Origin of the sequence: Corynebacterium xerosis NBRC 16721 = ATCC 373 (assembly GCF_001552415.1) — a bacterium.
In the GTDB taxonomy this organism is placed as follows: Bacteria; Actinomycetota; Actinomycetes; order Mycobacteriales; family Mycobacteriaceae; genus Corynebacterium; species Corynebacterium xerosis.
The window spans coordinates 280,141-303,022 of the sequence record NZ_BCRD01000004.1; the positions used below are offsets into that span (position 1 = coordinate 280,141).

At 67.3% G+C, this 22,882-nt stretch carries 34 protein-coding genes; 31 read left to right on the top strand and 3 right to left on the bottom strand.

What is annotated here, in order from left to right:
- Nucleotide 1: 1 nt before the first annotated feature.
- The 3 genes from CX1_RS08530 to CX1_RS08540 are packed head-to-tail and all read right to left on the bottom strand — an operon-like array spanning nt 2 to nt 1,038.
- Nucleotides 2-187 (bottom strand): hypothetical protein, encoded by a 186-nt coding sequence (locus CX1_RS08530; RefSeq protein WP_046650859.1) that lies wholly within the window; start codon nt 185-187, stop codon nt 2-4.
- A gap of 1 nt (nt 188) precedes the next feature.
- Entirely contained in the window at nt 189-542 is a 354-nt protein-coding gene (locus tag CX1_RS08535; protein WP_046650858.1) for a hypothetical protein, read from the bottom strand.
- The gene (locus CX1_RS08540) at nt 511-1,038 is read right to left on the bottom strand and encodes an Asp23/Gls24 family envelope stress response protein (RefSeq protein ID WP_082719244.1); all 528 of its coding nucleotides are present in this window, start codon (nt 1,036-1,038) and stop codon (nt 511-513) included. The genes CX1_RS08535 and CX1_RS08540 overlap by 32 nt, the downstream gene beginning before the upstream one ends.
- A gap of 623 nt (nt 1,039-1,661) precedes the next feature.
- On the opposite strand from CX1_RS08540, the gene rpsJ reads away from it, so the two are divergent.
- The 31 genes from rpsJ to rpsD all read left to right on the top strand — a co-directional run bounded on the left by rpsJ (nt 1,662) and on the right by rpsD (nt 22,868).
- The gene (gene rpsJ / locus CX1_RS08545; protein ID WP_035121337.1) at nt 1,662-1,967 is read left to right on the top strand and encodes a 30S ribosomal protein S10; all 306 of its coding nucleotides are present in this window, start codon (nt 1,662-1,664) and stop codon (nt 1,965-1,967) included.
- 29 nt (nt 1,968-1,996) lie between these two features.
- On the top strand, nt 1,997-2,653 hold the full coding sequence (rplC, locus tag CX1_RS08550; protein WP_046650857.1) for a 50S ribosomal protein L3: 657 nt from the start codon (nt 1,997-1,999) through the stop codon (nt 2,651-2,653).
- The gene (rplD, locus tag CX1_RS08555) at nt 2,650-3,300 is read left to right on the top strand and encodes a 50S ribosomal protein L4 (protein WP_046650856.1); all 651 of its coding nucleotides are present in this window, start codon (nt 2,650-2,652) and stop codon (nt 3,298-3,300) included. Before rplC ends, rplD begins: the two co-directional genes overlap by 4 nt.
- The gene (rplW, locus tag CX1_RS08560; RefSeq protein ID WP_060925527.1) at nt 3,300-3,605 is read left to right on the top strand and encodes a 50S ribosomal protein L23; all 306 of its coding nucleotides are present in this window, start codon (nt 3,300-3,302) and stop codon (nt 3,603-3,605) included. Before rplD ends, rplW begins: the two co-directional genes overlap by 1 nt.
- 37 nt (nt 3,606-3,642) lie before the next feature.
- Nucleotides 3,643-4,485 carry a 50S ribosomal protein L2 gene (gene rplB / locus CX1_RS08565; RefSeq protein ID WP_046650855.1) on the top strand — a complete coding sequence of 281 codons (843 nt, stop codon included), beginning with the start codon at nt 3,643-3,645 and terminating at the stop codon, nt 4,483-4,485.
- A gap of 14 nt (nt 4,486-4,499) precedes the next feature.
- Nucleotides 4,500-4,778, top strand: a complete 279-nt coding sequence (rpsS, locus tag CX1_RS08570) for a 30S ribosomal protein S19 (RefSeq protein WP_013241207.1) — start codon at nt 4,500-4,502, stop codon at nt 4,776-4,778.
- A 3-nt stretch (nt 4,779-4,781) separates the two neighbouring features.
- A complete protein-coding gene (gene rplV / locus CX1_RS08575; RefSeq protein WP_046650854.1) occupies nt 4,782-5,144 on the top strand; it encodes a 50S ribosomal protein L22 in 363 nt (120 codons plus the stop codon).
- Nucleotides 5,144-5,890, top strand: coding sequence for a 30S ribosomal protein S3 (gene rpsC / locus CX1_RS08580; RefSeq protein WP_046650853.1), 747 nt, complete (start codon nt 5,144-5,146; stop codon nt 5,888-5,890). The genes rplV and rpsC overlap by 1 nt, the downstream gene beginning before the upstream one ends.
- A complete protein-coding gene (rplP, locus tag CX1_RS08585) occupies nt 5,891-6,307 on the top strand; it encodes a 50S ribosomal protein L16 (protein ID WP_046650852.1) in 417 nt (138 codons plus the stop codon).
- Nucleotides 6,307-6,543 carry a 50S ribosomal protein L29 gene (gene rpmC, locus CX1_RS08590; protein ID WP_035121313.1) on the top strand — a complete coding sequence of 79 codons (237 nt, stop codon included), beginning with the start codon at nt 6,307-6,309 and terminating at the stop codon, nt 6,541-6,543. Before rplP ends, rpmC begins: the two co-directional genes overlap by 1 nt.
- Complete coding sequence (rpsQ, locus tag CX1_RS08595) at nt 6,540-6,818, top strand: 30S ribosomal protein S17 (RefSeq protein WP_046650851.1); 279 nt, start codon at nt 6,540-6,542, stop codon at nt 6,816-6,818. Before rpmC ends, rpsQ begins: the two co-directional genes overlap by 4 nt.
- 133 nt (nt 6,819-6,951) lie before the next feature.
- Complete coding sequence (locus tag CX1_RS08600) at nt 6,952-7,596, top strand: class I SAM-dependent methyltransferase (protein WP_371440295.1); 645 nt, start codon at nt 6,952-6,954, stop codon at nt 7,594-7,596.
- 279 nt (nt 7,597-7,875) lie between these two features.
- Complete coding sequence (rplN, locus tag CX1_RS08605) at nt 7,876-8,244, top strand: 50S ribosomal protein L14 (RefSeq protein WP_046650849.1); 369 nt, start codon at nt 7,876-7,878, stop codon at nt 8,242-8,244.
- A complete protein-coding gene (rplX, locus tag CX1_RS08610) occupies nt 8,245-8,559 on the top strand; it encodes a 50S ribosomal protein L24 (RefSeq protein ID WP_060925528.1) in 315 nt (104 codons plus the stop codon). It begins immediately after the preceding gene.
- 2 nt (nt 8,560-8,561) lie between these two features.
- Nucleotides 8,562-9,131, top strand: a complete 570-nt coding sequence (rplE, locus tag CX1_RS08615; RefSeq protein ID WP_046650847.1) for a 50S ribosomal protein L5 — start codon at nt 8,562-8,564, stop codon at nt 9,129-9,131.
- A gap of 902 nt (nt 9,132-10,033) precedes the next feature.
- Nucleotides 10,034-10,954: a GDSL-type esterase/lipase family protein gene (locus CX1_RS08620; protein WP_046650846.1), complete on the top strand. Its 921-nt coding sequence runs from the start codon at nt 10,034-10,036 to the stop codon at nt 10,952-10,954.
- A gap of 428 nt (nt 10,955-11,382) precedes the next feature.
- A complete protein-coding gene (rpsH, locus tag CX1_RS08625) occupies nt 11,383-11,781 on the top strand; it encodes a 30S ribosomal protein S8 (RefSeq protein WP_046650845.1) in 399 nt (132 codons plus the stop codon).
- 15 nt (nt 11,782-11,796) lie between these two features.
- Nucleotides 11,797-12,333, top strand: coding sequence for a 50S ribosomal protein L6 (rplF, locus tag CX1_RS08630; protein WP_046650844.1), 537 nt, complete (start codon nt 11,797-11,799; stop codon nt 12,331-12,333).
- Nucleotides 12,333-12,731: a 50S ribosomal protein L18 gene (gene rplR, locus CX1_RS08635; protein ID WP_046650843.1), complete on the top strand. Its 399-nt coding sequence runs from the start codon at nt 12,333-12,335 to the stop codon at nt 12,729-12,731. The genes rplF and rplR overlap by 1 nt, the downstream gene beginning before the upstream one ends.
- Before the next feature lie 37 nt (nt 12,732-12,768).
- A complete protein-coding gene (rpsE, locus tag CX1_RS08640) occupies nt 12,769-13,410 on the top strand; it encodes a 30S ribosomal protein S5 (protein ID WP_048740108.1) in 642 nt (213 codons plus the stop codon).
- A gap of 5 nt (nt 13,411-13,415) precedes the next feature.
- The gene (gene rpmD, locus CX1_RS08645; protein WP_035121291.1) at nt 13,416-13,601 is read left to right on the top strand and encodes a 50S ribosomal protein L30; all 186 of its coding nucleotides are present in this window, start codon (nt 13,416-13,418) and stop codon (nt 13,599-13,601) included.
- Between the two features lie 7 nt (nt 13,602-13,608).
- Nucleotides 13,609-14,055 (top strand): 50S ribosomal protein L15, encoded by a 447-nt coding sequence (gene rplO, locus CX1_RS08650; RefSeq protein ID WP_060925529.1) that lies wholly within the window; start codon nt 13,609-13,611, stop codon nt 14,053-14,055.
- A gap of 230 nt (nt 14,056-14,285) precedes the next feature.
- Nucleotides 14,286-15,626: a preprotein translocase subunit SecY gene (gene secY, locus CX1_RS08655; RefSeq protein ID WP_060925530.1), complete on the top strand. Its 1,341-nt coding sequence runs from the start codon at nt 14,286-14,288 to the stop codon at nt 15,624-15,626.
- Nucleotides 15,626-16,177 (top strand): adenylate kinase, encoded by a 552-nt coding sequence (locus CX1_RS08660; protein WP_046650840.1) that lies wholly within the window; start codon nt 15,626-15,628, stop codon nt 16,175-16,177. Before secY ends, CX1_RS08660 begins: the two co-directional genes overlap by 1 nt.
- A 122-nt stretch (nt 16,178-16,299) precedes the next feature.
- On the top strand, nt 16,300-17,097 hold the full coding sequence (gene map, locus CX1_RS08665; RefSeq protein WP_113569987.1) for a type I methionyl aminopeptidase: 798 nt from the start codon (nt 16,300-16,302) through the stop codon (nt 17,095-17,097).
- A 168-nt stretch (nt 17,098-17,265) separates the two neighbouring features.
- Complete coding sequence (locus CX1_RS08670; protein WP_060925531.1) at nt 17,266-18,666, top strand: hypothetical protein; 1,401 nt, start codon at nt 17,266-17,268, stop codon at nt 18,664-18,666.
- Nucleotides 18,667-18,917: 251 nt separating this feature from the next.
- Nucleotides 18,918-20,159 carry a dicarboxylate/amino acid:cation symporter gene (locus CX1_RS08675; protein WP_046650838.1) on the top strand — a complete coding sequence of 414 codons (1,242 nt, stop codon included), beginning with the start codon at nt 18,918-18,920 and terminating at the stop codon, nt 20,157-20,159.
- A gap of 835 nt (nt 20,160-20,994) precedes the next feature.
- Nucleotides 20,995-21,213: a translation initiation factor IF-1 gene (infA, locus tag CX1_RS08680; protein WP_035121276.1), complete on the top strand. Its 219-nt coding sequence runs from the start codon at nt 20,995-20,997 to the stop codon at nt 21,211-21,213.
- Between the two features lie 250 nt (nt 21,214-21,463).
- Nucleotides 21,464-21,832, top strand: coding sequence for a 30S ribosomal protein S13 (gene rpsM / locus CX1_RS08685; RefSeq protein ID WP_046650837.1), 369 nt, complete (start codon nt 21,464-21,466; stop codon nt 21,830-21,832).
- Nucleotides 21,833-21,834: 2 nt separating this feature from the next.
- The gene (gene rpsK / locus CX1_RS08690; RefSeq protein WP_046650836.1) at nt 21,835-22,239 is read left to right on the top strand and encodes a 30S ribosomal protein S11; all 405 of its coding nucleotides are present in this window, start codon (nt 21,835-21,837) and stop codon (nt 22,237-22,239) included.
- A 23-nt stretch (nt 22,240-22,262) separates the two neighbouring features.
- Complete coding sequence (rpsD, locus tag CX1_RS08695) at nt 22,263-22,868, top strand: 30S ribosomal protein S4 (RefSeq protein ID WP_046650834.1); 606 nt, start codon at nt 22,263-22,265, stop codon at nt 22,866-22,868.
- Nucleotides 22,869-22,882: the final 14 nt, after the last annotated feature.

The following is a 22,882-nucleotide window of genomic DNA, read 5'->3' on the forward strand; positions in this document are numbered from 1 at the left end:
GTCAGCGCCTCCCGCGGCCGGCGGAACCGAGCATCGCGCGCAGGTCGATGAGCCCGTCCCGGTGGGCGCCGAGCACGCCGCCGACGCCGGCGAACACCAGGCCCATCAGGAATCCCGGCAATCCACCGGCCGCCGCGGCAATGGCCAGCAGCAAGCCCGCGTACACGCCGAACTTCAGGTACTCCATGTCAGCTCTCCTCTTCCCGGGCGCCGGCGACGGCACCCTCCAGCGGGGCGGCCAGGGCAACGTCCGACACGATCACGTCGAGAGTCGCCGACGGGCCCAGCACCCCGGCTGCGGCGGCGCGGGCCAGTTCACACGTCTCGGCGAGGGGCCGCGGGTCGGTCGGATCGAAGGCGGCGCGCAGATGGATCTCCAACCTGCCATTGGCCCACCTCAGTCCGAGCACGCGCCCGCCGGGATACAACATCGCGATTTCGCCGTGGCGTCCCGAGTCGAGGCCCGCCACCGACGGCACCGCCGACACGGCCGCGGCAATCGCCCGCGCGTCAGCGGACGCGGGCCGGTGTGGCGCCGTCATGGTCGCCGTCCTCGTCGTCGTCCTGCGGCAGGTGCACGTCGTGGACGGTCACGTTGACTTCGGTGACCTCCAGCCCCGTCATCCGTTCCACCGACACGATGATGTTCTCGCGGATGGCATCGGCGAGCTCGTGGATGGCCACCCCGAACTCGGCGACGATGGACACATCGACCGCGGCCTGGAACTGGCCGACTTCCACGGCGACGCCCTGCGCCACGTCGACCCCGGCGCCGGGGATCCGCTCGCGCACCGCGCCGACGAATCGGGCACCGCCCCCGCCGAGCGAATGCACGCCCGACACTTCCCGGGCGGCGAGGCCCGCTATCTTGGTCACCACGACGTCCTCGATGACGGTGCGGCCGCGCGACTCGGGCGCCGTGCCGTCGTCAAGCAGTTGCTTTGCGACGATGCCGGTCACCTTCTCCGCCGCAACGCCGCGTTCGCCGGAACCGGAATCGGTGCCGGAATCGGGACCGTAATTCAATGGGCCGGACATGCGGTCTCCCTTCCCGGGCGACCGGGGCCGCCCTCGTCTGGGTCCATTGTGCCCCCGAACGACCGATCGCCGCCGCCGCGGAGCGATGTTCGTCACATCCGGGGAAAAGATTTGGGGGACACGCCCGGGCCGTGCTTTAATACACGGGTTGCTTTAACACGGCGTCATCGACGCGAGCCCCGCCAGGCCCCAGGGAACCGGCGCAGCCGCGGGAGACGCCGCTGGTGAAGTGAGCATGGCCACGAGAGCCGGAACCGGGAAACCGGGGTCGGCGACGTGCCCTGCGGTCAAAATGAGGGCGACACGCCCGACCGCGGGGACCGGGGTTGGCATGGCAAATACACAGCGGCAGTAGGCAGGGCACCCACGCTTCAACTCGGGGGAGCCTCTCCTGAACTGGGATATCCGGTCGTGAACCGTGCATGCGCACGGGGATGACCGTCCTCTCGGATTGCATCGGCGCTGTGCTGCGCCATGCCCGACGACGGTGGTCACACGACGAAAGCGATAACCCAGCATCGAAAATCTGGCGCTGGCCATGACCGGCTAGGCACACCGGCGCACAGAAGACAATGACAGGGTCGACGCCCCTCGAGGGCGCGCCGACCGAGGAGAGGACAAGCGTGGCGGGACAAAAGATCCGCATCAGGCTCAAGGCCTACGACCACGAGGCGATTGACGCGTCCGCGCGTCGCATCGTCGAGACGGTGACCCGTACGGGCGCCCGAGTGGTCGGCCCCGTGCCGTTGCCCACCGAAAAGAACGTGTACTGCGTCATCCGCTCGCCGCACAAGTACAAGGACTCGCGCGAGCACTTCGAGATGCGCACCCACAAGCGCCTGATCGACATTCTCGACCCGACCCCGAAGACCGTTGACGCTCTCATGCGCATCGACCTTCCGGCGTCCGTCGACGTCAACATTCAGTGAGCCTGGACTACGGCAGCGGAGACTAGATAATGAGTGAAAACGAGATCAAGGGCATCCTGGGCACGAAGCTCGGCATGACCCAGGTCTTCGACGAGGAGAACCGGGTCGTCCCGGTGACCGTCGTCGAGGCCGGGCCGTGCGTTGTGACCCAGGTGCGCACGAAGGACGTGGACGGCTACGACGCCGTCCAGATCGCCTACGGCGAGATTGACCCCCGTAAGGCCAACAAGCCCCAGGCCGGCCACTTCAAGAAGGCCGGCGTGACCCCGCGTCGCCACACCGTGGAGATCCGGACCCCCGACGCTTCCTCTTACGAGGTCGGCCAGGAGGTCGGCGTGGACGTGTTCGGCGACATCGAGTACGTCGACGTCACCGGCACCTCGAAGGGCAAGGGCTTCGCCGGCGCCATGAAGCGCCACGGCTTCGCCGGCCAGGGCGCCTCCCACGGCAACCAGGCCGCGCACCGTCGCGTCGGCGGCATCGGCGCCTGCGCCACGCCCGCCCGCGTGTTCAAGGGCAAGCGCATGGCCGGCCGCATGGGCAATGACCGGGTCACGACCCAGAACCTGAAGATCCAGAAGATCGACGCCGACTCCAACCTGCTCCTGATCAAGGGTGCGGTTCCGGGTGTCCGCGGCGGCCTCCTGGTTGTCAAGACCGCTGTGAAGGGTGGTGCTCACGCATGACGAACCTCAAGCTTGACGTCCACACCGCCGACGGTGGCGTGAACGGCTCCGTGGAACTCCCGGCCGAGATCTTCGACGCCGAGGTGTCGACCGCCCTGATGCACCAGGTCGTCGTCGCCCAGCGCGCCGCGGCTCGCCAGGGCACCCACAAGACCAAGACCCGCGCCGAGGTGCGTGGCGGCGGCCGCAAGCCGTGGCGCCAGAAGGGCACCGGCCGTGCCCGCCAGGGTTCGATCCGTGCTCCGCACTGGACCGGCGGCGGCGTCGTCCACGGCCCGCAGCCGCGCGACTACGCGCAGCGCACCCCCAAGAAGATGAAGGCCGCCGCCCTGCGCGGCGCCCTGACCGACCGAGTCCGCCACGACCGCATCCACGTGGTCGAGGAGCTCGTCGCCGGCCAGACCCCGTCGACCAAGTCGGCGCGCACCTTCATCGAGCGTCTGACCGATCGCAAGTCCGTGCTGGTCGTCCTCCCCCGCGAGGACGTCACGGCGTGGAAGTCCGTCAACAACCTGGCGAACGTCCACACCCTGTCGCAGGACCAGCTGAACACCTACGACGTGCTGAAGGCCGATGACGTCGTGTTCGCCGTGCAGGCGCTCAACGAGTTCATCGCCCGCAACACCGGTGCGGAGGAGGAGAAGTAATGGCCACCATCGCGGATCCCCGTGACATCATCATCGCCCCGGTCGTGTCGGAGAAGTCCTACGGACTGATGGAGCAGAACGTCTACACGTTCCTGGTCCACACCGACGCCAACAAGACCCAGATCAAGATCGCGGTCCAGGAGATCTTCGGCGTGAAGGTCGCCAGCGTGAACACCGTCAACCGTGAGGGCAAGCGCAAGCGCTCCCGCACCGGTTACGGCCAGCGCAAGGCCACCAAGCGCGCGTACGTGACTCTCGCGGCCGGCAGCGATCCCATCGACATCTTCGGCGGTTCGGCCGCCTAACGGCTGGTCGACGAGGAAGTTAAGGAAGAGCAAAAGTATGGCTATTCGCAAGTACAAGCCGACTACGCCGGGTCGCCGCCAGAGCTCCGTCTCCGAGTTCAGCGAGGTCACTCGCTCGACTCCCGAGAAGTCTCTGCTGCGCCCGCTGTCCAAGACCGGTGGCCGCAACGTTCACGGCCACATCACCACCCGCCACAAGGGCGGCGGTCACAAGCGCCAGTACCGCGTCATCGATTTCCGCCGCAACGGCAAGGACGGCGTGCCGGCCAAGGTCGCTCACATCGAGTACGACCCGAACCGCACCGCCAACATCGCGCTGCTGCACTACTTCGATGGCGAGAAGCGCTACATCATCGCGCCGAAGGGCCTGAAGCAGGGCACCATCGTCGAGTCCGGCGCCAACGCCGACATCAAGGTGGGCAACAACCTGCCGCTGCGCAACATCCCGACCGGTACGACCATCCACTGCGTCGAGCTGAAGCCGGGCGCCGGCGCCCAGCTCGCCCGCTCCGCGGGTGCGTCCATCCAGCTGCTGGGCAAGGAGGGCAAGTACGCCATCCTGCGCATGCCGTCCTCCGAGATCCGTCGCGTCGACGCGCGCTGCCGCGCCACCGTGGGTGAGGTCGGCAACGCCGACCAGATCAACATCCGCTGGGGCAAGGCCGGCCGCATGCGCTGGAAGGGCTGGCGCCCCTCCGTCCGCGGTGTCGTGATGAACCCGGTCGACCACCCGCACGGTGGCGGCGAGGGCAAGACCTCGGGTGGTCGCCACCCGGTGTCGCCGTGGGGCCAGAAGGAAGGCCGCACCCGCAAGCCCAACCGCCCGAGTGACGGGCTGATCGTCCGTCGCCGTCGCACCAACAAGAACAAGAAGCGCTAAGGAGGGAACAGAGAATGCCACGCAGCCTTAAGAAGGGCCCGTTCGTCGATGAGCACCTCCTTGCGAAGGTGGACGCTCAGAACGAGAAGGGCACCAAGCAGGTCATCAAGACCTGGTCCCGCCGCTCCACGATTCTCCCCGATTTCATCGGCCACACCTTTGCCGTCCACGACGGTCGCAAGCATGTGCCGGTGTTCGTGGACGACTCGATGGTCGGCCACAAGCTGGGCGAGTTCGCGCCCACGAAGACCTTCAAGGGTCACATCAAGGACGACAAGAAGGGACGTCGATAAGCCATGAGCAACGACATCACCTCCGCCCGCGCCACCGCGCGTTTCGTCCGCGTCACCCCGATGAAGGCCCGTCGCGTGCTGGACACGGTCCGCGGCAAGTCGGTCTCCGAGGCGCTCTCCATGCTGGAGTACGCCCCGCAGACCGCCTCCGAGCCGATCTCGAAGCTGGTCGCGTCCGCCGCGGCCAACGCCGAGAACAACTTCGGCCTGGACCCCCGCACCCTCGTCATCGCCCAGGCCTGGGCCGATGAGGGACCGACCATGAAGCGCTTCCGCCCCCGTGCGCAGGGCCGTGCTTTCCACGTCCGCAAGCGCACGAGCCACATCACCGTGGTCGTCGAGAGCCAGAAGGGAAGTGCTCAGTAGTGGGACAGAAGATCCATCCCCACGGCCTCCGGCTGGGAATCTCCAGCGACTGGAAGTCCCGCTGGTACGCCGACAAGCAGTACGCCGACTACCTCGCCGAGGACATCAAGATCCGTGATCTGCTGTCCACCGGCCTGGAGCGCGCCGGCATCTCCGACGTCGTCATCGAGCGCACGCGTGACCGCGTTCGCGTCGACATCCACACCGCCCGACCGGGCATCGTCATCGGTCGCCGCGGTTCGGAGGCCGACCGCATCCGCGGTGAGCTGGAGAAGCTCACCGGCAAGCAGGTCCAGCTGAACATCCTCGAGGTCAAGAACATCGACGCGGATGCCAAGCTGGTCGCCCAGTCCATCGCCGAGCAGCTGACCAACCGCGTGGCGTTCCGCCGCGCGATGCGCAAGGCCATCCAGTCCTCCATGCGCCAGCCGCAGGTCAAGGGCATCAAGGTCGTGTGCTCCGGTCGTCTGGGCGGTGCCGAGATGGGCCGCACCGAGCGTTACCACGAGGGTCGCGTTCCGCTGCACACCCTGCGCGCGGAGATCGACTACGGCACCCACGAGGCCCACACCACCTTCGGCCGCATCGGCGTCAAGGTGTGGATCTACAAGGGTGACGTCATCGGTGGCCGCCGTGAGTCCGAGATGAACGCCGGTCGCGACGGTCAGCGCCGCGGCGACCGCCGTGAGCGCCCGCGTCGTGGTGGCCAGCGCCGCCAGCGGGCCTCCGAGAAGAAGGAGGGCTAAATGCTCATCCCGAAGCGCGTCAAGTACCGCCGCCAGCACCGTCCGCACCGCTCCGGCGTGTCCAAGGGCGGCACGCGGGTGACGTTCGGCGACTACGGCCTGCAGGCCATGGAGCCGGCGTACATCACGAACCGCCAGATCGAGGCGGCTCGTATCGCCATCAACCGCCACGTCAAGCGCGGCGGCAAGGTGTGGATCCAGATTTTCCCGGACCGTCCGCTGACCCAGAAGCCGCTCGGCGTGCGCATGGGTTCCGGTAAGGGCCCCGTGGAGAAGTGGGTCGCCAACGTCAAGCCGGGTCGCATCATGTTCGAGATGTCCTACCCGGACGAGAAGACCGCGATCGAGGCGCTGAAGCGCGCCGGCGCGAAGCTTCCCTGCAAGACCCGAGTCGTCCGGAAGGAGGATCAGTACTGATGTCGAATGGCATTCCCGCCCACGAGCTCCGCTCGCTGGACAACGATGGCCTGGTCGCCAAGCTCAAGGAGTCCAAGGAGGAGCTGTTCAACCTCCGGTTCCAGATGGCCACCGGTCAGCTGACCAACAACCGTCGACTGAGCGCCGTCCGCAAGGACATCGCCCGCATCTACACCGTGATGCGCGAGCGTGAGCTCGGCCTGTCCGCCGCTCCCACCGATGGTGATGCGGCATGAGCGAGGAAAACATGAACCAGACCGAGTCCGGCGCCCGCAAGGTCCGCTCCGGTTACGTCGTGTCCGACAAGATGCAGAAGACCATCGTCGTCGAGCTCGAGGACCGCAAGCAGCACGCCCTTTACGGCAAGATCCTGCGCACCAACTCCAAGGTGAAGGCCCACGATGAGAACGAGGAAGCCGGCATCGGCGACCGCGTCCGCATCGAGGAGTGCCGTCCGCTTTCCAAGGACAAGCACTTCCGCCTGATCGAGATCATCGAGAAGGCCCGCTAAGCGGTTCTTCGCGAAGTCTCTTTCGCTTTGCGACGCCCCCGTCATCCCGGTTCGCCGGGGAGGCGGGGGCTTCGTCGTGCCTGATGGCGGGCGCTAGCTGCCGCCGGGCGGGGGAGTGCGCAATACTGGGGCCATGAACATGCACCGCACCTGGTCCGAGATCGTGGCAGCCGACCCCGGCCATTCCCGCCGGTACGCGGAACGCTGGGCGAATTTCGCCGCGCAGGGACGCGACATCGACGGCGAAGCGCGGTTGATCGACGCGATGGCCCCGCGGGGCGGACGCATCCTCGACGCGGGCTGCGGTCAGGGCCGCCTGGGCGGCTACCTCGCCGGCCGGGGCCACCGGGTCGTCGGCGTGGACATCGACCCGTACCTGATCTCCGTCGCCCGCGACGTCCAGCCCGGCGGCACGTGGAAGGTCGGCGACCTGGCCAACCTCGCCGAGGTCCTGGCCGCGGCCGACGCGGACCCGAAGTCCGCCGAATCCGGCGAGCACCCCACCGGCGACTTCGACGTCATCGTCGCCGCCGGCAACGTCCTGACCTTCATCGACCCCGCCGACCGCGGCAACGTCCTCATCGGTTTCCGCGACGCGCTGGCCACAGACGGCCGCGCGGTCATGGGCTTCGGCGCCGGCCGTGGCTGGTCGCTCGACGATTTCGAATCCGACGCCTTCGAAGCGGGCCTGCGCATCACGCACCGCTTCTCCACCTGGAACCTGCTCCCGTTCGACGAACACGCCAACTTCATCGTCGCCATCGCAGAACGCGCCTGAGCGTCGTCTCTCCGCCCCTGAGCGACGTCTCCGCCCCCGTGCGGGGCCGACGAGCCGTCGCAAAGCAAGAGATTTGGGGTCCGGCCCCGCCACATGCAATAATTCACGGGTTGCGAGTGGCGGAGTGCGTCAACGCGGCGGCACACGGCACGGCACGGACACGATCCGACCAGGCCACGCCCCGGTTGAGACCCCCGCCAAGCTCGCAGCCGAATCAGACCGCGTGCGCACGGGACGGAAATCCGGCGCACACAGCAATCCAGGTCAAGGAGAACCGTAGTGATTCAGCAGGAATCGCGTCTGCGGGTCGCCGACAACACCGGTGCCAGGGAAATCCTGTGCATCCGCGTGCTCGGCGGCTCCACCCGACGCTTCGCCGGCATCGGCGATGTCATCGTGGCCACCGTCAAGGAGGCCGCCCCGGGCGGCAACGTCAAGTCCGGCGAGATCGTCCGCGCCGTCGTCGTCCGCACCAAGAAGGAGACCCGTCGCCCCGACGGCTCCTACATCTCGTTCGACGAGAACGCCGCCGTCCTGATCAAGGCCGACAACGAGCCGCGTGGCACCCGCATCTTCGGCCCGGTCGCGCGTGAGCTGCGCGACAAGAAGTTCATGAAGATCGTGTCGCTCGCACCGGAGGTGATTTAAGTGAAGATCCGCAAGGGCGATACCGTCCTGGTCATCTCGGGTCCGGACAAGGGCGCGCAGGGCGAGGTCATCGAGGCCTACCCGACGCGCGACAAGGTCCTGGTCTCCGGCGTCAACAAGATCAAGAAGCACGTCGCGAACTCCACTCCGGAGCGTGGCGCCTCGTCCGGTGGCATCGTCACCCAGGAGGCCCCGATCCACGTGTCGAACGTCATGCTCGTCGACGAAGTGGGCACCCCGACCCGCGTCGGCTACCGCTTCGATGAGGACGGCAAGAAGGTTCGCATCTCCCGTCGCACCGGGAAGGACATCTAAGCATGAGCGAGAACTACACCCCCCGCCTCAAGGCGCGCTACCGCGCCGAGATCCGCGAGAACCTGCAGAAGGAATTCTCCTTCGACAACGTCATGCAGATTCCGGGCGTCACCAAGGTCGTCGTCAACATGGGCGTCGGCGAGGCTGCCCGCGACTCCAAGCAGATCAACGGTGCGCTCAACGACCTGACCCTGATCACGGGCCAGAAGCCGGAGCTGCGTCGCGCGAAGAAGTCGATCGCCAACTTCAAGCTGCGCGAGGGCATGCCCATCGGCGCCCGCGTCACGCTGCGCGGCGACCGCATGTGGGAGTTCCTGGACCGTCTGCTGACCGTGGCACTGCCGCGAATCCGCGACTTCCGCGGTCTGTCGGACAAGCAGTTCGACGGCCACGGCAACTACACCTTCGGCCTCTCCGAGCAGTCCATGTTCTACGAGATCGACATCGACAAGATGGACCGCCCCCGGGGCATGGACATCACCGTCGTGACGACCGCCACGAACAACGACGAGGGCCGCGCGCTGCTGCGCGAGCTCGGCTTCCCGTTCAAGACCGCCCAGAACAAGGACTAGTTCCTTCGGGTGGCGCCGATTGATTTCCGCGCCATGGTTTGAGCGCACGCGACCCCCGCTTCCTTTCGAGGAGGCGGGGGTTTCGTCGTGCCCGGGGTGCCTCGTGCCGGCGCTTGGGCTTTGCGACGGCTCGCGTGGAGCGTGACCGCCGGGGGCGCCACAACTTGCCCGGCCGCCTGCCGCCGCCGTCCCGACGCGGCCCGCAGCAACTCGTCCTGCAGCCTGCCGTTTTCGTCGTTACGGGGTCCGCCATCACCAGTCCGCGCCAATCACCGGCTGCCGCTAACCCACTCAGTCGATCGCGGCCGGGCGGATGGCATGGCCCGCCGAGTTTCGTGCCATATAGGTGCCACCGCTTCAAATGTGAAGCCCATGACCTGCGCAAACGCGAATGGCGTGCCGAGGGTGGCATCTATATGGCACGAAATGCCGATCGTCGGCGCGCGCCCGTGTCCCAGAGGCGGGGGGCGGGGGCAGCGATGCCGGGCGGGGACGCTTAAGTGGGCCGGGCGAGGTCGGGTGGGGCGAGGTCGGGCGGATCGAGTGGCGCCGAGGCGTCGACGTCGGGCCGGACGGCGCATTGGGGTGATCGGTGGAGGTGGACCGCTCCGTGGGGGAGTGGTGGACGCGTCCCCGAATTCGGGTGGAGCCAATTGGGTGTGACGGAGATCACTTTAGAGTCAGGCGCGGGGGTCGGGAAGGTTCGGCTGGTGATGATGGCGTGTAAATGGTGCGCACCAATGCTCTCCCGGAATCGCGTCCACCTGCAGTTTGTAACAAACCGATCACGAACGTCGGGCGACACGGTAACATCGGCATCCCTGGGCACTGGATGAACATGCGGTAAGAACCGCAGGCCCGCGACTTGACACCGCTCTCAAGAAACGGCACGGTTTCCACTCATGAAGAAGTCTTTCTCCACCAAGGTCCGCTCCGCGACTATCGCCGCCGTCACGGTTCTGGGCCTCGGCCTGGGCGCCGCCGGCGCCGCCGCCCAGCCCTCCCTCCCGCCGCTGCCCGCCATGCCCGCCATTCCGGCCATTCCGGGCATCCCGAACATCAACCCGGCCACGGGCACCGGCGCCAAGCAGGTCGTCACCTTCGGCGACTCCTTCACCGCCAACGCCGGCAAGTCCGGCCCGCGCGGCCTCGAGGAGGGCCAGACCCCGATCGTGGCCAACTGCGCCACCGACATGGAGAACTGGCCGAAGATTGCCGCCCATCAGGCCGGCAAGTCCCTCGGCGACTGGTCCTGCAACGGCATGGGCGGCGCCCCGGTCGTGCAGCTGGTCGGCTACGTCGAGGCTGCGATCATGCACGGCGACATCGCCCCGGGCACCCAGGACGTCGTCTTCATGTACGGCGGCATGGACGCCCTGCAGTGGGTCGACGTCGCGGGCAAGATGCAGAACATGGGTCACCTGAACGACACCCTGTACCAGCAGGAGCTGCGCCACGCCGCCAACCGCATCCGCGAGGTCGCCCCGGGCGTCCAGATCCACCTGGCCTCCTACCCGGAGTACGCCACCAACGACCAGCTCTGCCTGGTCAACCTGCCGGGCCAGACCATTCCGATCCCGGCCCCGGGCGGCACCCAGATCCAGGAGGCGTTCCGCGACTCTATCGCCAACGCCGCGCACAACATCGGCGCGAACTTCATCGACGTGTACCAGGCCACCATCGGCCACGGCACCTGCAACCCGGATGACAACCAGCGCTTCGTCGCCGGTTTCCAGGATCCGGCCATGGGCCCGATGACGAACCACCCGACCATCAAGGGTCAGTACGCGATGGGCGACATCATCGCCCCGCACATCCGCTAAACCCGAACTTCTTCGTGAATGCCCCGCCCGGGGTCGGCCACACGGTCGGCCCCGGGCGGGGTTTCGCGCATTTCGGGCCACGTCCCGGCTTTGCGACGCCCGCCCGGGCCGTCGTCAAGCGTGCCGTGCGAAAGGGGCGGGGGCGATTTGGGAGGTGAGGGGGCCTGCTGGTAGGTTCGAACGGTCCGCTCCATGGACGCGCGATCAGCCGTGCCCCGGTTCCCCGGGGACGACCCGCGCGGCCGAGCCGGACTGCCAAGCAGAAACTTTGCTGAAGGCCCCCCGCCCCGAAACAGCGTCCCGCGCGTATCGGGTGGCGAGCCAACCGGGCTACTGAACCCGGCTGGCGCCAGTTGCCCCGAAAATCGCGTGGATCACGTGATGGGGTGGGAAGGAACCGCAGCGAGAAAGGAATGCGGTCACTCAACATGACCATGACTGATCCCATCGCCGACATGCTGTCGCGCGTGCGCAACGCCAACAACGCGTACCACGACACCGTCACGATGCCGTCGTCCAAGATCAAGGCGAACATCGCCGGAATCCTCAAGCAGGAGGGTTACATCGAGGACTACAGCGTCGAGGACGCCAAGGTCGGCAAGACCCTGACCCTGAACCTCAAGTACGGCCCCTCCCGTGAGCGTTCGATCGCCGGCGTCCGCCGCGTGTCGAAGCCGGGTCTGCGCGTGTACGCGAAGTCCACCAACCTGCCGAAGGTCCTCGGCGGCCTGGGCGTGGCCATCATCTCCACGTCCCAGGGCCTGCTGACCGACCGTCAGGCCACCGACAAGAAGGTGGGCGGGGAAGTCCTCGCCTACGTCTGGTAAGGGGGATAACGAACAATGTCGCGTATCGGCAAGAACCCCATCGCCGTCCCGAACGGCGTGACCGCCACCATCGAAGGCCAGGACGTCACCGTCAAGGGCCCGAAGGGCGAGCTGTCCACCACCATCCCGGCGCCCATCACGGCGTCGCAGGAGGATGGCCAGATCGTCGTCGCCCGTCCGGACGACCACCGCAAGAACCGTTCCCTCCACGGTCTGTCCCGCTCGCTGATCGACAACATGGTCGTCGGCGTCACGCAGGGCTACACCATCAAGATGGAGATCTTCGGCGTGGGTTACCGCGTGCAGAAGAAGGGCAAGGACCTCGAGTTCGCCCTGGGCTACTCCCACCCGGTCCTCATCGAGGCCCCCGAGGGCGTGACCTTCGACGTGGACGGCAACACCAAGCTGTCCATCTCGGGCATCGACAAGCAGCTGGTCGGACAGATCGCCGCCAACATCCGTCGTCTGCGGAAGGACGACCCCTACAAGGGCAAGGGCATCCGCTACGAGGGCGAGCAGATCCGTCGCAAGGTCGGAAAGACGGGTAAGTAATGAGCAACAACAACGAAAAGCGCCTCCCTGTCGGCAAGGACATCTCGACGCGTCGCCGCGTCGCCCGTGCCCGCCGCCACGCGCGCCTGCGCAAGAACATCCGCGGCACCGCCGAGACCCCGCGTCTCGTGGTCCACCGCTCCTCGCGCCACATGAGCGCCCAGATCATCGACGACTCGATCGGCCGCACGCTGGCCGCCGCGTCGACCCTGGACGCCGACATCCGCGCGATCGACGGTGACAAGAAGGCCCGCAGCGCCAAGGTCGGCGAGGTTCTCGCCGCCCGCGCCAAGGACGCCGGCATCGATTCGGTCGTCTTCGACCGCGGTGGCTACCAGTACCACGGCCGCGTGGCCGCGCTGGCCGACGCCGCCCGCGAAGGTGGCCTGAAGTTCTAATGATGCAGACCAATCAGTTCTACGGAAGGAACGCCTGATGCCGGGACGTGAACGGCGTGACGGCGGACGTGGCTCCGCCGACAACCAGAACAACAACAACCGCCGCGACGATCGTCGCGACGGTGGCCGCGGTGGCCGCGACAACCGCCGCCAGCAGGACGAGCGCAACCAGTACCTGGAGCGCGTCGTCACCATCAACCGCGTGTCCAAGGTCGTCAAGGGTGGTCGTCGCTTCAGCTTCACCGCTCTCGTGATCGTCGGCGACGGCGAGGGCAACGTGGGCGTCGGCTACGGCAAGGCGAAGGAGGTGCCGGCCGCGATCCAGAAGGGCGCCGAGGAGGCTCGCAAGAACTTCTTCCGCGTTCCGATGATCGCCGGCACCATCACCCACCCGGTGCAGGGCGAGGCCGCCGCCGGCGTCGTCATGCTCCGCCCGGCCGCCCCGGGTACCGGCGTCATCGCCGGTGGCGCGGTTCGCCCGGTGCTCGAGTGCGCCGGCATCCAGGATGTGCTGTCGAAGTCCCTGGGCTCCGACAACGCCATCAACGTCGTCCACGCCACCGTGGACGCCCTCAAGCAGCTGGTGCGCCCCGAAGAGGTCGCCGCTCGTCGCGGCAAGACCCTCGAAGAGGTCGCCCCGGCAGGCATGCTGCGCGCTCGCGCGGGTCAGGGAGCGTGATTGACATGGCTCTGAAGATCACCCAGCTCCGCGGCACCGCGGGAACCAAGCAGAACCAGAAGGACTCGCTGCGCACCCTCGGCCTCAAGCGCCGGCACCAGTCCGTGGTCCGTCCGGATACCCCGGAGGTCCGCGGCCTGATCAACGCCGTGCGTCACATGGTCGAGGTCGAAGAAGTGGCGGGGGAGTAGGCACATCATGACTGATCCCATCAAGCTCCACGACCTGGCTCCGGCCCCTGGCGCCAAGAAGGACAAGAGCCGCGTTGGCCGCGGTGAGGCGTCCAAGGGCAAGACCGCCGGTCGCGGCACCAAGGGCACCAAGGCCCGCAAGCAGGTTTCGGCGGCGTTCGAGGGCGGCCAGATGCCGCTGCACATGCGCCTGCCGAAGCTCAAGGGCTTCAAGAACCCGGCGAAGGTGACCTTCCAGGTCGTCAACGTCGCGGATCTGGCCGAGCTCTTCCCGGAGGGCGGCGATGTCACCATCGCCGACCTGGTCGCCAAGGGCGCCGTGCGCCCGAAGCAGCCGGTGAAGATCCTGGGCAACGGTGACATCGACGTCAAGGTCAACGTCACCGCCACCAAGTTCTCGGGCTCCGCGAAGTCCAAGATCGAGGCCGCCGGCGGTTCCGTCACCGAGGCGTAATCCGCCCCGGTCGGAGACCCCGACGACACGCGTCAGCGCCCCTTCCCCGTTCGCCGGGGGAGGGGCGCTTTCGCATACCGCGCCGTGATGGGACCCGAATCTGACGGCGCTGCTAGACTCACAGAGTCCAATAACGTCCACTATCAGTTCGCCCGCCAGCCCTGCCCCGGAATCCGGGGTCGACGCTGCTCGGCGGCCCACAGGGGCCGTCGCCAAGCGGGTTCAGGAGGATGCACGTGCCTTCCGGTTTCCTGGCGGCCCTGCGCGACCCCGATCTGCGGAAGAAGATCCTGTTCACACTGGGCATGATCATTCTGTACCGCATCGGCGCGCAGATCCCCACCCCGGGCGTCGACTACCAGACGGTGGCGGCACGCCTTGAGCAGATCACGCAGGATCAGTCCAGCGTCTACTCGCTCATCAACTTGTTCTCGGGCGGCGCCCTGCTGCAGATGGCCATCTTCGGCATCGGCATCATGCCGTACATCACCGCGTCGATCATCGTCCAGCTGTTGACGGTGGTGATCCCGCACTTCGAGCAGCTGAAGAAGGAAGGCCAATCCGGCCAGGCCAAGATGACGCAGTACACGCGTTATCTGACGGTCGCCCTGGCGCTGCTGCAGTCGGCAGGCATCGTCGCCATGGCCGACCGCGGTGCCCTGCTCGGCGGCAACCAGTCGCTGCTGGTCGAGGGCTCCGGCCTGTTCGACCAGATCGTCATGGTCCTGGTGCTGACATCCGGCGCCGTGCTGGTGATGTGGTTCGGCGAGCTGATCACCGACCGTGGCGTCGGCAACGGCATGTCGCTGCTGATCTTCGCCGGCATCGCCGCGCAGATGCCAGCCGAGGGCGCGAACATCCTGCAGTCCGCCGGCGGCCTGGTGTTCGCCACCGTGATGGCCGCCGTGCTGGTGCTCATCGTCGGCGTCATCTTCATCGAGCAGGGCCAGCGCCGCATCCCGGTGCAGTACGCCAAGCGCATGGTCGGCCGCCGCCAGTACGGCGGTTCGTCGACGTACCTGCCGCTGAAGGTCAACCAGGCCGGCGTCATCCCCGTGATCTTCGCGTCGTCGCTGATCTACGTGCCGGTGCTGATCACCCAGATCGTGCAGTCCGGCCAGGAGAATCCGTCGCAGGACAACTGGTGGCAGCAGAACGTCATCCAGTACCTGCTGTCGCCGTCGAGCTGGCAGTACATCGTGATCTTCTTCGCCATGATCATCTTCTTCTCGTACTTCTACACCTCGGTGCAGTACGACCCGAACGATCAGGCCGAGAACATGAAGAAGTACGGCGGCTTCATCCCGGGCTTCCGCCCCGGCCGCCCCACCGCCGAATACCTGGGTTACGTGATCACCCGCCTGCTGGCGGTCGGCTCGCTGTACCTGGCGCTCATCGCCGTTCTGCCGAACTTCATGCTGGATCTCGGCATCGGCAGCAGCCAGGGTGGGATGGCCGGCGGTATGTTCGGTGGTACAGCCTTGCTGATTCTCGTGTCCGTCGCGCTGACGACCGTGAAGCAGATCGAAAGCCAGCTCATGCAACGCAACTACGAAGGGTTCTTGAAGTAATGCGACTCGTTCTCCTTGGTCCCCCCGGTGCCGGCAAGGGCACCCAGGCCGCCATTCTCTCCGAGAAGCTGGGCGTCCCGCACATTTCCACCGGCGACCTGTTCCGCGCCAACATCGGCGAGGGCACGCCGCTGGGCCTCGAGGCCAAGTCCTACATGGACGCCGGCAACCTGGTGCCCGACGACGTGACCGTCCGCATGGTCGAGTCCCGTCTGGAGGAGGACGACGCCAAGGCCGGTTTCCTCCTCGACGGTTTTCCGCGCACGGTCCCGCAGGCCGATGAGCTCGAGCGCATTCTGAAGGGCCTCGGACTGGACCTGGACGGCGTCGTGCAGTTCGACGTGTCGGAGGATGTCGTCGTCGAGCGCATGCTCGCCCGCGGCCGCGCCGACGACACCGAGGACGTCATCCGCAACCGCATGCAGGTCTACGCGCGCGAGACCGCGCCGCTGCTGGACCACTACGCCGACAAGGTGATCAAGATCAAGGCGGAGGGCACGGTCGAGGAGATCAACGCCGCGACCATGGCGGAGCTGGACAAGCTCAAGTAGTTCGCTTTACGACGGACCGGCGCACGCGAGGAATCGCGTGCGCCGGTTTTTCGCGTCCGGGGATGGTGAGGCGCGGGCCCGTCCGTGGTTGTTCCTGCGGCGGGGTAATCTGTCCGATCGTGATCAGAATCCGACGCAAGCGCCCCTCCGTCCCCGCGAAGACCCCCGCCGAACTCGATGCCATGCAGGCCGCCGGCGAGATCGTCGGCCGGGCCCTGGTGGCCGTGCGCGATGCCGCGGTGCCGGGTGCGACGACGCAGGATCTCAACGACGTCGCCCACGAGGTCATCACATCCGCGGGCGCGGTGCCGTCGTTTCTGGGCTACGAGGGGTTCCCGGCGTCGGTGTGCGCGTCGGTCAACGAGGTCATCGTCCACGGCATCCCCTCGCGGGAGCGGGTGCTGTCGGAAGGCGATCTGGTGTCCATCGACTGTGGCGCGATCCTGGACGGCTGGCACGGTGACTCGGCGCTGACGTTCGGCGTCGGAAAGCTGTCCGAGGAGTGGGAGAAGCTCAACGTCGCCACCTCCGAGGTGCTGGAGGCGGGCATCGCCGCCATGGTGCCCGGTGCCCGACTGACCGACATCTCCCATGCCCTCGAGCAGGCGACGCGCGCGGCGGAGCTGCGCCACGACATCGAGCTGGGCATCGTCGACGGTTACGGCGGCCACGGCATCGGCCGCGAGATGCACATGGAGCCGTTCCTGGCCAACGAGGGCAAGCCCGGCAAGGGGCCCGTCATCCAGGAGGGCTCGGTGCTGGCCATCGAGCCGATGCTCATCCTCGGCGGCGAGTGGGGCTCCGACGAACTCGACGACGGCTGGACCGTGGTCACCGCCGACGGCCAGCCCGCCTCCCACTGGGAGCACACCGTGGCGGCCACCGCCGAGGGGCCGCGCATTCTCACGCCGCGGCCGTAGCATCCGGCGGGTTCCGCCCGAGGCCCCGGCCCGCCGCTCCCTGCCTGTACGCCGGTCGCGTGCCGAGGGGCCGTCGTCAAGCCCGGCGACGCCCGCCGAATACCACAGGGGGTAAGGGGAAGGGCATTCACCGGGCCTTTCCCCGATATTCGGGATAGGTTTGCCCCCATGTCCGATTCTTTCTGGGAGTTGGCGATCGTCGCGGCGGACGTTCCCGCCGCGGCGATCCGGCACCGGGGCTCCATCACGCCGCTGGGCACCGGAAACCTGCCGGAGCTCATCGCAAAGGCCGCCGAACGCACCCCCACGACGGAGCCCGCCACGCTCGTCCTCGTCCATCCGCGGTCGATGACCGTCGAGGTCATCGGCGGCTGGTTCGCGATGCTGTCCGAACTCGGCGTGCATTCCGGCTCCGTGCGCACCGTCGCCGACACCGAAGTGCTGGCCACCGCCCGTTTCGGGGAAGGCGACTCCCGAGAGGTCATTGTCGGCGACGTATTCTCCGGCGAGGTCTACGGCCGCAGGGGAGCGACCTCGGGCTCCCATGAGCCGCTGGCCGTCGCCATGCCGCGGATGGTCACCGAGGCCGGCGCCCTGAAGACGTGGCCCGTGCTGGTCGGCAACGAAACCGGGTTCCAGCGGTACATGCCGCAGCTCGAGGGCAGCCACATCCGGCCGGCGGCGTGCACCACCGAGATGCTCGCCGTCGGTGCCTTGGACCCGGATCGGCTGCGCACGATGATGGGCATGGAATCCCGCGGCGGCGCCGATGACCCGGGGTGGCGGCGGGGCAAGGCCCCGGCCCCCGCGCGAAACCCCCGCCGGTCGAAGATCCTGCGGCCGGTGATCGCCGCGCTGGTGGCCATCGGCGTCGCGGGCGCGGCGTTCGCCGCCGTCAACGCCCTGCAGGGTCCCGGCACCGGCGAATCGGTCGACGAGATCCTCGGGCCGGCGGCCCCCGGGGGATACGACGTCGACGACCGCGACCCGGCGACGGTGCCGCCCGCCGCGGGCCCGGAGACCCGGCCCGCGCCGGAGCCCGTCACCCAGGGGGCCGACATTCCCGCCGCCGTCGGGTACTACTTCGACCTCTTCGACCCGGTGCCGCTGTTCTCTTCGCTGGCCAATTGCCACGACGGCGAAGCCCGCAAGTACGAGAACCTTTCGCTTTACTGCACCGGCTACGGCCGGGAGCTCAACGCCTTCGCGGCGTCGAACGGCCTGCCCGAGCTCGCTCAGCCAGGCGAGCATGTCTCCGTCCACTTCGACACCCGCGGCACGCTGCCCGGCCCGGGCTTCCACGACCACGAGTGCTTCATCGACTACGAATACCCCCGCGACGACGCCGCCGACGGCGCCTGGGTGGAGGTCAGCGAGCCCTGCGACCCCGACGACGAACGCTACGACGGCCCGTGGCCCGAGGATGAGCACGCCGACGTCACCATCCATGACGTCCGGTACGTCCACGACACCGACGAGGGCGAATACCACCCCGTCATCCGGATCTACGGTCTGAAGGACCTCGCCGCCGTCGATGCGATCCTGAAGCACCTCGGAGTGGTGAAATAGCACGGCGGACGCGCCCCGAACGGCCGTCGTAAAGCAAAGCGGGACCCTGCTTTACGACGCCCGCGTGTGAGCTTCGTCCCGATCCGCGCCGGAAGTGACGCACGAGCCGCCCCGCGTTAAGGAAACCGCACTACCTGAAGTAATCTCAGGTGCATGTTCCGCGCCCGGACACGGCCGGCCCACGCCCCCAGCGGCGCCGCCGCGGCCGCCCCGATGCGGCGCGGCCCCCGACACCGATCGATCGAGGTTCGATGAGCTCTTCCCGCATATTCAATTCGCTGCTGTTCAAGATCATCGTGGCGATCCTGCTCGGCATCGTCTGCAGCTTCTTCTTCCCGGAATGGCTGGCCCGCGTGTTCGTCACGTTCAACTCGCTGTTCAGCGGGTTCCTCGGGTTCTTCGTGCCGGTGCTGATCTTCGCGCTGATCACGCCGGCCATCGCGAGCCTGGGCCGCGGCGCCGGCAAATGGTTGGGCGTCACCGTGGGCATCGCCTACGCATCCACGGTCATCTCGGGCCTGATCGCCTACGGAGTCGCCGTGGGCACCTACTCGTGGCTGCTGGCCGACCAGCAGTTGTTCGAGGCCGCCGACATCGACGAGGGCGGGCTGGCCCCGTACTTCACCATCGAGATGGATCCGCCCTTCGCGGTGATGTCGGCGCTCCTGCTGGCGTTCACCGTCGGCATCGCCATGACCGCCGTGAAGTCGGACACCCTCATGTCCGCCGCCGATGAGCTGCGGTCGGTGATCATGAAGGTCATCGAGAAGTTCGTCATTCCGCTGCTGCCGCCGTTCATCTTCGGCATGTTCCTGTCGATGGGCATGAACGGCAACCTCACCGAGACGCTGTCGGCATTCCTGAAGGTGCTGGTGCTCGCGACGTTGATGACCTGGGTGATCCTGATCCTGCAGTACCTGCTCGCCGGTGCGTATGCCGGCGTGAATCCGTTCCGCGCGCTGAAGAACATGCTGCCCGCGTACTTCACCGCGCTGGGCACGTCGTCGTCGGCGGCGACCATCCCGGTCACCCTGAAGTCGACGCGCAACAATGGCGTCAGCGAGTCCGTCGCCGGGTTCGTCGTGCCTCTCAGCGCGACCGTGCACCTGTCGGGTTCGATGATGAAGATCGGCCTGTTCGCCTTCGCCGTCATGTACCTCACGGGCGCGGAGCTGACCTTCGGCATGGCGTTGGGCTTCGTTCTGATGCTCGGCATCATGATGGTCGCCGCCCCCGGCGTGCCCGGTGGCGCGATCATGGCGGCCGTCGGTCTGCTGCAGTCGCAGCTCGGCTTCGACGAGTCGCAGATCGCGCTGATGATCGCGGCCTACGTCGCCATCGACTCTTTCGGCACCGCCTGCAACGTCACCGGCGACGGCGCGATCGCGCTGACGGTGAACAAGATGGCGCGCGGCGACATCGGCGGCGAGAAGTACAACGATCCGCTGCCGGGCGCCGAAACCGCCCACGCCGACGCGGACACCGCGCGGTAGGTCACCCACGGCAGCTCACAGCACATCCGCTGCGGAGACCGCCCGGTAGTTCACCGCACACCCGCTGCGGAGACCGCCCGGTAGTTCACCGCACATCCGCCGCCGGCTCCCTCGGCGCCGCCCCGGCCTGCTCGCGGTAGGTCACCGCATGCCCGCCGCCGTCGCATTCTGCTTTGCGACGGTCGGCGGGTTTCGCCGTTCCACGAGATCGCGTTTGCAGCCCTGAATCACGATCTCGCGGGGCTCGTCGGGGCTGCACATCTGACGAGATTGCGATTGGTGCCCTTGAGCGCGATCTCGTGGGCGCCCCGTGGGCGTCGTAAAGCTTGGTCGCCGCAATTCTGCGCGAACCCGGCCTTGGACCGCCGAAACCCTGCACGAACGCGGCCTCGACTCGCCCCATCCCCGCGCGAAACCCGCCTGAACGAGTGCGCGAACGAGCGGGAAGCGAGGAGTGAACCGGGTTTTCGTGCCATATAGGTGCCAGTGCTTCACATCTGAAGCTTCTGACCTGCGGCGATGGTTTTACCAACGCGGCGGTGGCATCTATATGGCACGAAACCGTTGGGGCGCATCGGCGGAGGGGAGCGTGGGGGAGGGGAGCGTGGTTGCGGGGGTGCGGGCACGGGAAACCGGCGGTGAAAACCTCGGCGCACGGATCGCCGGCGGGCATCGTGGGGCGTGACCAACGCCATTTTGAATAACCGCAGCTCGCGGGTAAAGTGGGCCGTTGGCGAGGGACACCTGTACCCGAGCCGCGCCCCGGCATTGCCGAGGCACGTAGCAAAGACATCAGCCAACGGGTCCAATATGGGGCCCGAGAAACGTGGAGGACATGGCTAAGGAAGGCGCAATCGAGGTTGAGGGCCGCGTCGTCGAGCCCCTGCCGAACGCGATGTTCCGAGTGGAGCTGGACAACGGGCACAAGGTGCTCGCCCACATCAGTGGAAAGATGCGCCAGCACTACATCCGTATCCTCCCGGAGGACCGGGTCGTCGTGGAACTTTCCCCGTACGACCTGGAACGCGGCCGAATCGTCTACCGCTACAAGTAAGACTCCATCACTCCACCGTCCTAGCGGGACGGCCGCTCACCCCAGGTGAGCGTGGGGAGGACCGCCCGACCCGGCGCACGCGCCGGGTCCGCACCTTTTCCCGACGTCCCGTCAGAACACCTCCGGCAACGGTGGCCGGAGCCCCGCGCTTTTCAACTCGCCCACCCGGCATCCGACCGGGCCACGGCGAGATCTCGGGCGGGGACGGCAGTGGAGTAAACCACCGCACCAACCGGAAGGAAAATGCCTAATGGCACGCCTTGCTGGAGTTGACCTGCCGCGCAACAAGCGCATGCAGGTCGCTCTCACCTACATCTACGGCATCGGGCCCGCCCGTGCCTCCGAGCTGCTGGACAAGACCGGCATCTCCCCGGATCTGCGCACCGACGATCTGTCGGACGAGCAGGTCTCGTCCCTGCGCGACGTCATCGAGGCCACCTGGAAGGTGGAGGGCGACCTCCGCCGCGAGGTGCAGGCCGACATCCGCCGCAAGATCGAGATCGGCTGCTACCAGGGCCTGCGCCACCGTCGTGGCCTGCCCGTCCGTGGCCAGCGCACCAAGACCAACGCTCGTACCCGCAAGGGTCCGAAGAAGACGATCGCCGGGAAGAAGAAGTAAACATGGCAGCTCCGAAGTCCGCCCGCGGCCGCCGTACCGGCCGTCGCGTCGCGAAGAAGAACGTGGCCCAGGGCCACGCCTACATCAAGTCCACCTTCAACAACACCATCGTGTCCATCACGGACCCGAAGGGTGCCGTCATCTCGTGGGCCTCCTCGGGCCACGTCGGGTTCAAGGGCTCCCGCAAGTCCACCCCGTTCGCCGCGCAGATGGCCGCCGAGAACGCTGCCCGCAAGGCGCAGGAGCACGGCATGAAGAAGGTCGACGTGTTCGTCAAGGGCCCGGGTTCGGGCCGCGAAACCGCCATCCGTTCCCTCCAGGCCGCCGGCCTCGAGGTCAGCTCGATCTCCGACGTGACGCCGCAGCCGCACAACGGCTGCCGTCCGCCGAAGCGTCGTCGCGTCTAAGAGAAGGGAAAGAGGAGAACAAAATGGCCCGTTATACCGGACCCGCAACCCGTAAGTCCCGTCGTCTCCGCGTCGACCTCGTCGGCGGCGACATGTCCTTCGAGCGCCGCCCCTACCCGCCCGGGCAGGCCGGCCGCGCCCGCATCAAGGAGTCGGAGTACCTGCTCCAGCTGCAGGAGAAGCAGAAGGCCCGCTTCACCTACGGCGTCATGGAGAAGCAGTTCCGCCGCTACTACGCCGAGGCGAACCGTCGCGCCGGCAAGACCGGCGACAACCTCGTCATCCTGCTCGAGTCGCGCCTCGACAACGTCGTGTACCGCGCCGGCCTGGCCCGCACGCGCCGTCAGGCCCGTCAGCTGGTGTCCCACGGCCACTTCACCGTCAACGGCAAGAAGATCAACGTGCCGTCGTTCCAGGTGACGCAGTACGACATCATCGACGTGCGCCCGAAGTCGCGCAAGATGCTGTGGTTCGAGGAGGCCCAGGAGACCCTGGTCGACGCCATCGTGCCGGCTTGGCTCCAGGTCGTCCCCGAGACGCTGCGCATCCTCGTGCACCAGCTGCCCGAGCGCGCCCAGATCGACATCCCGCTGCAGGAGCAGCTCATCGTCGAGTTCTACTCGAAGTAAGGCTCTGCGCGGCG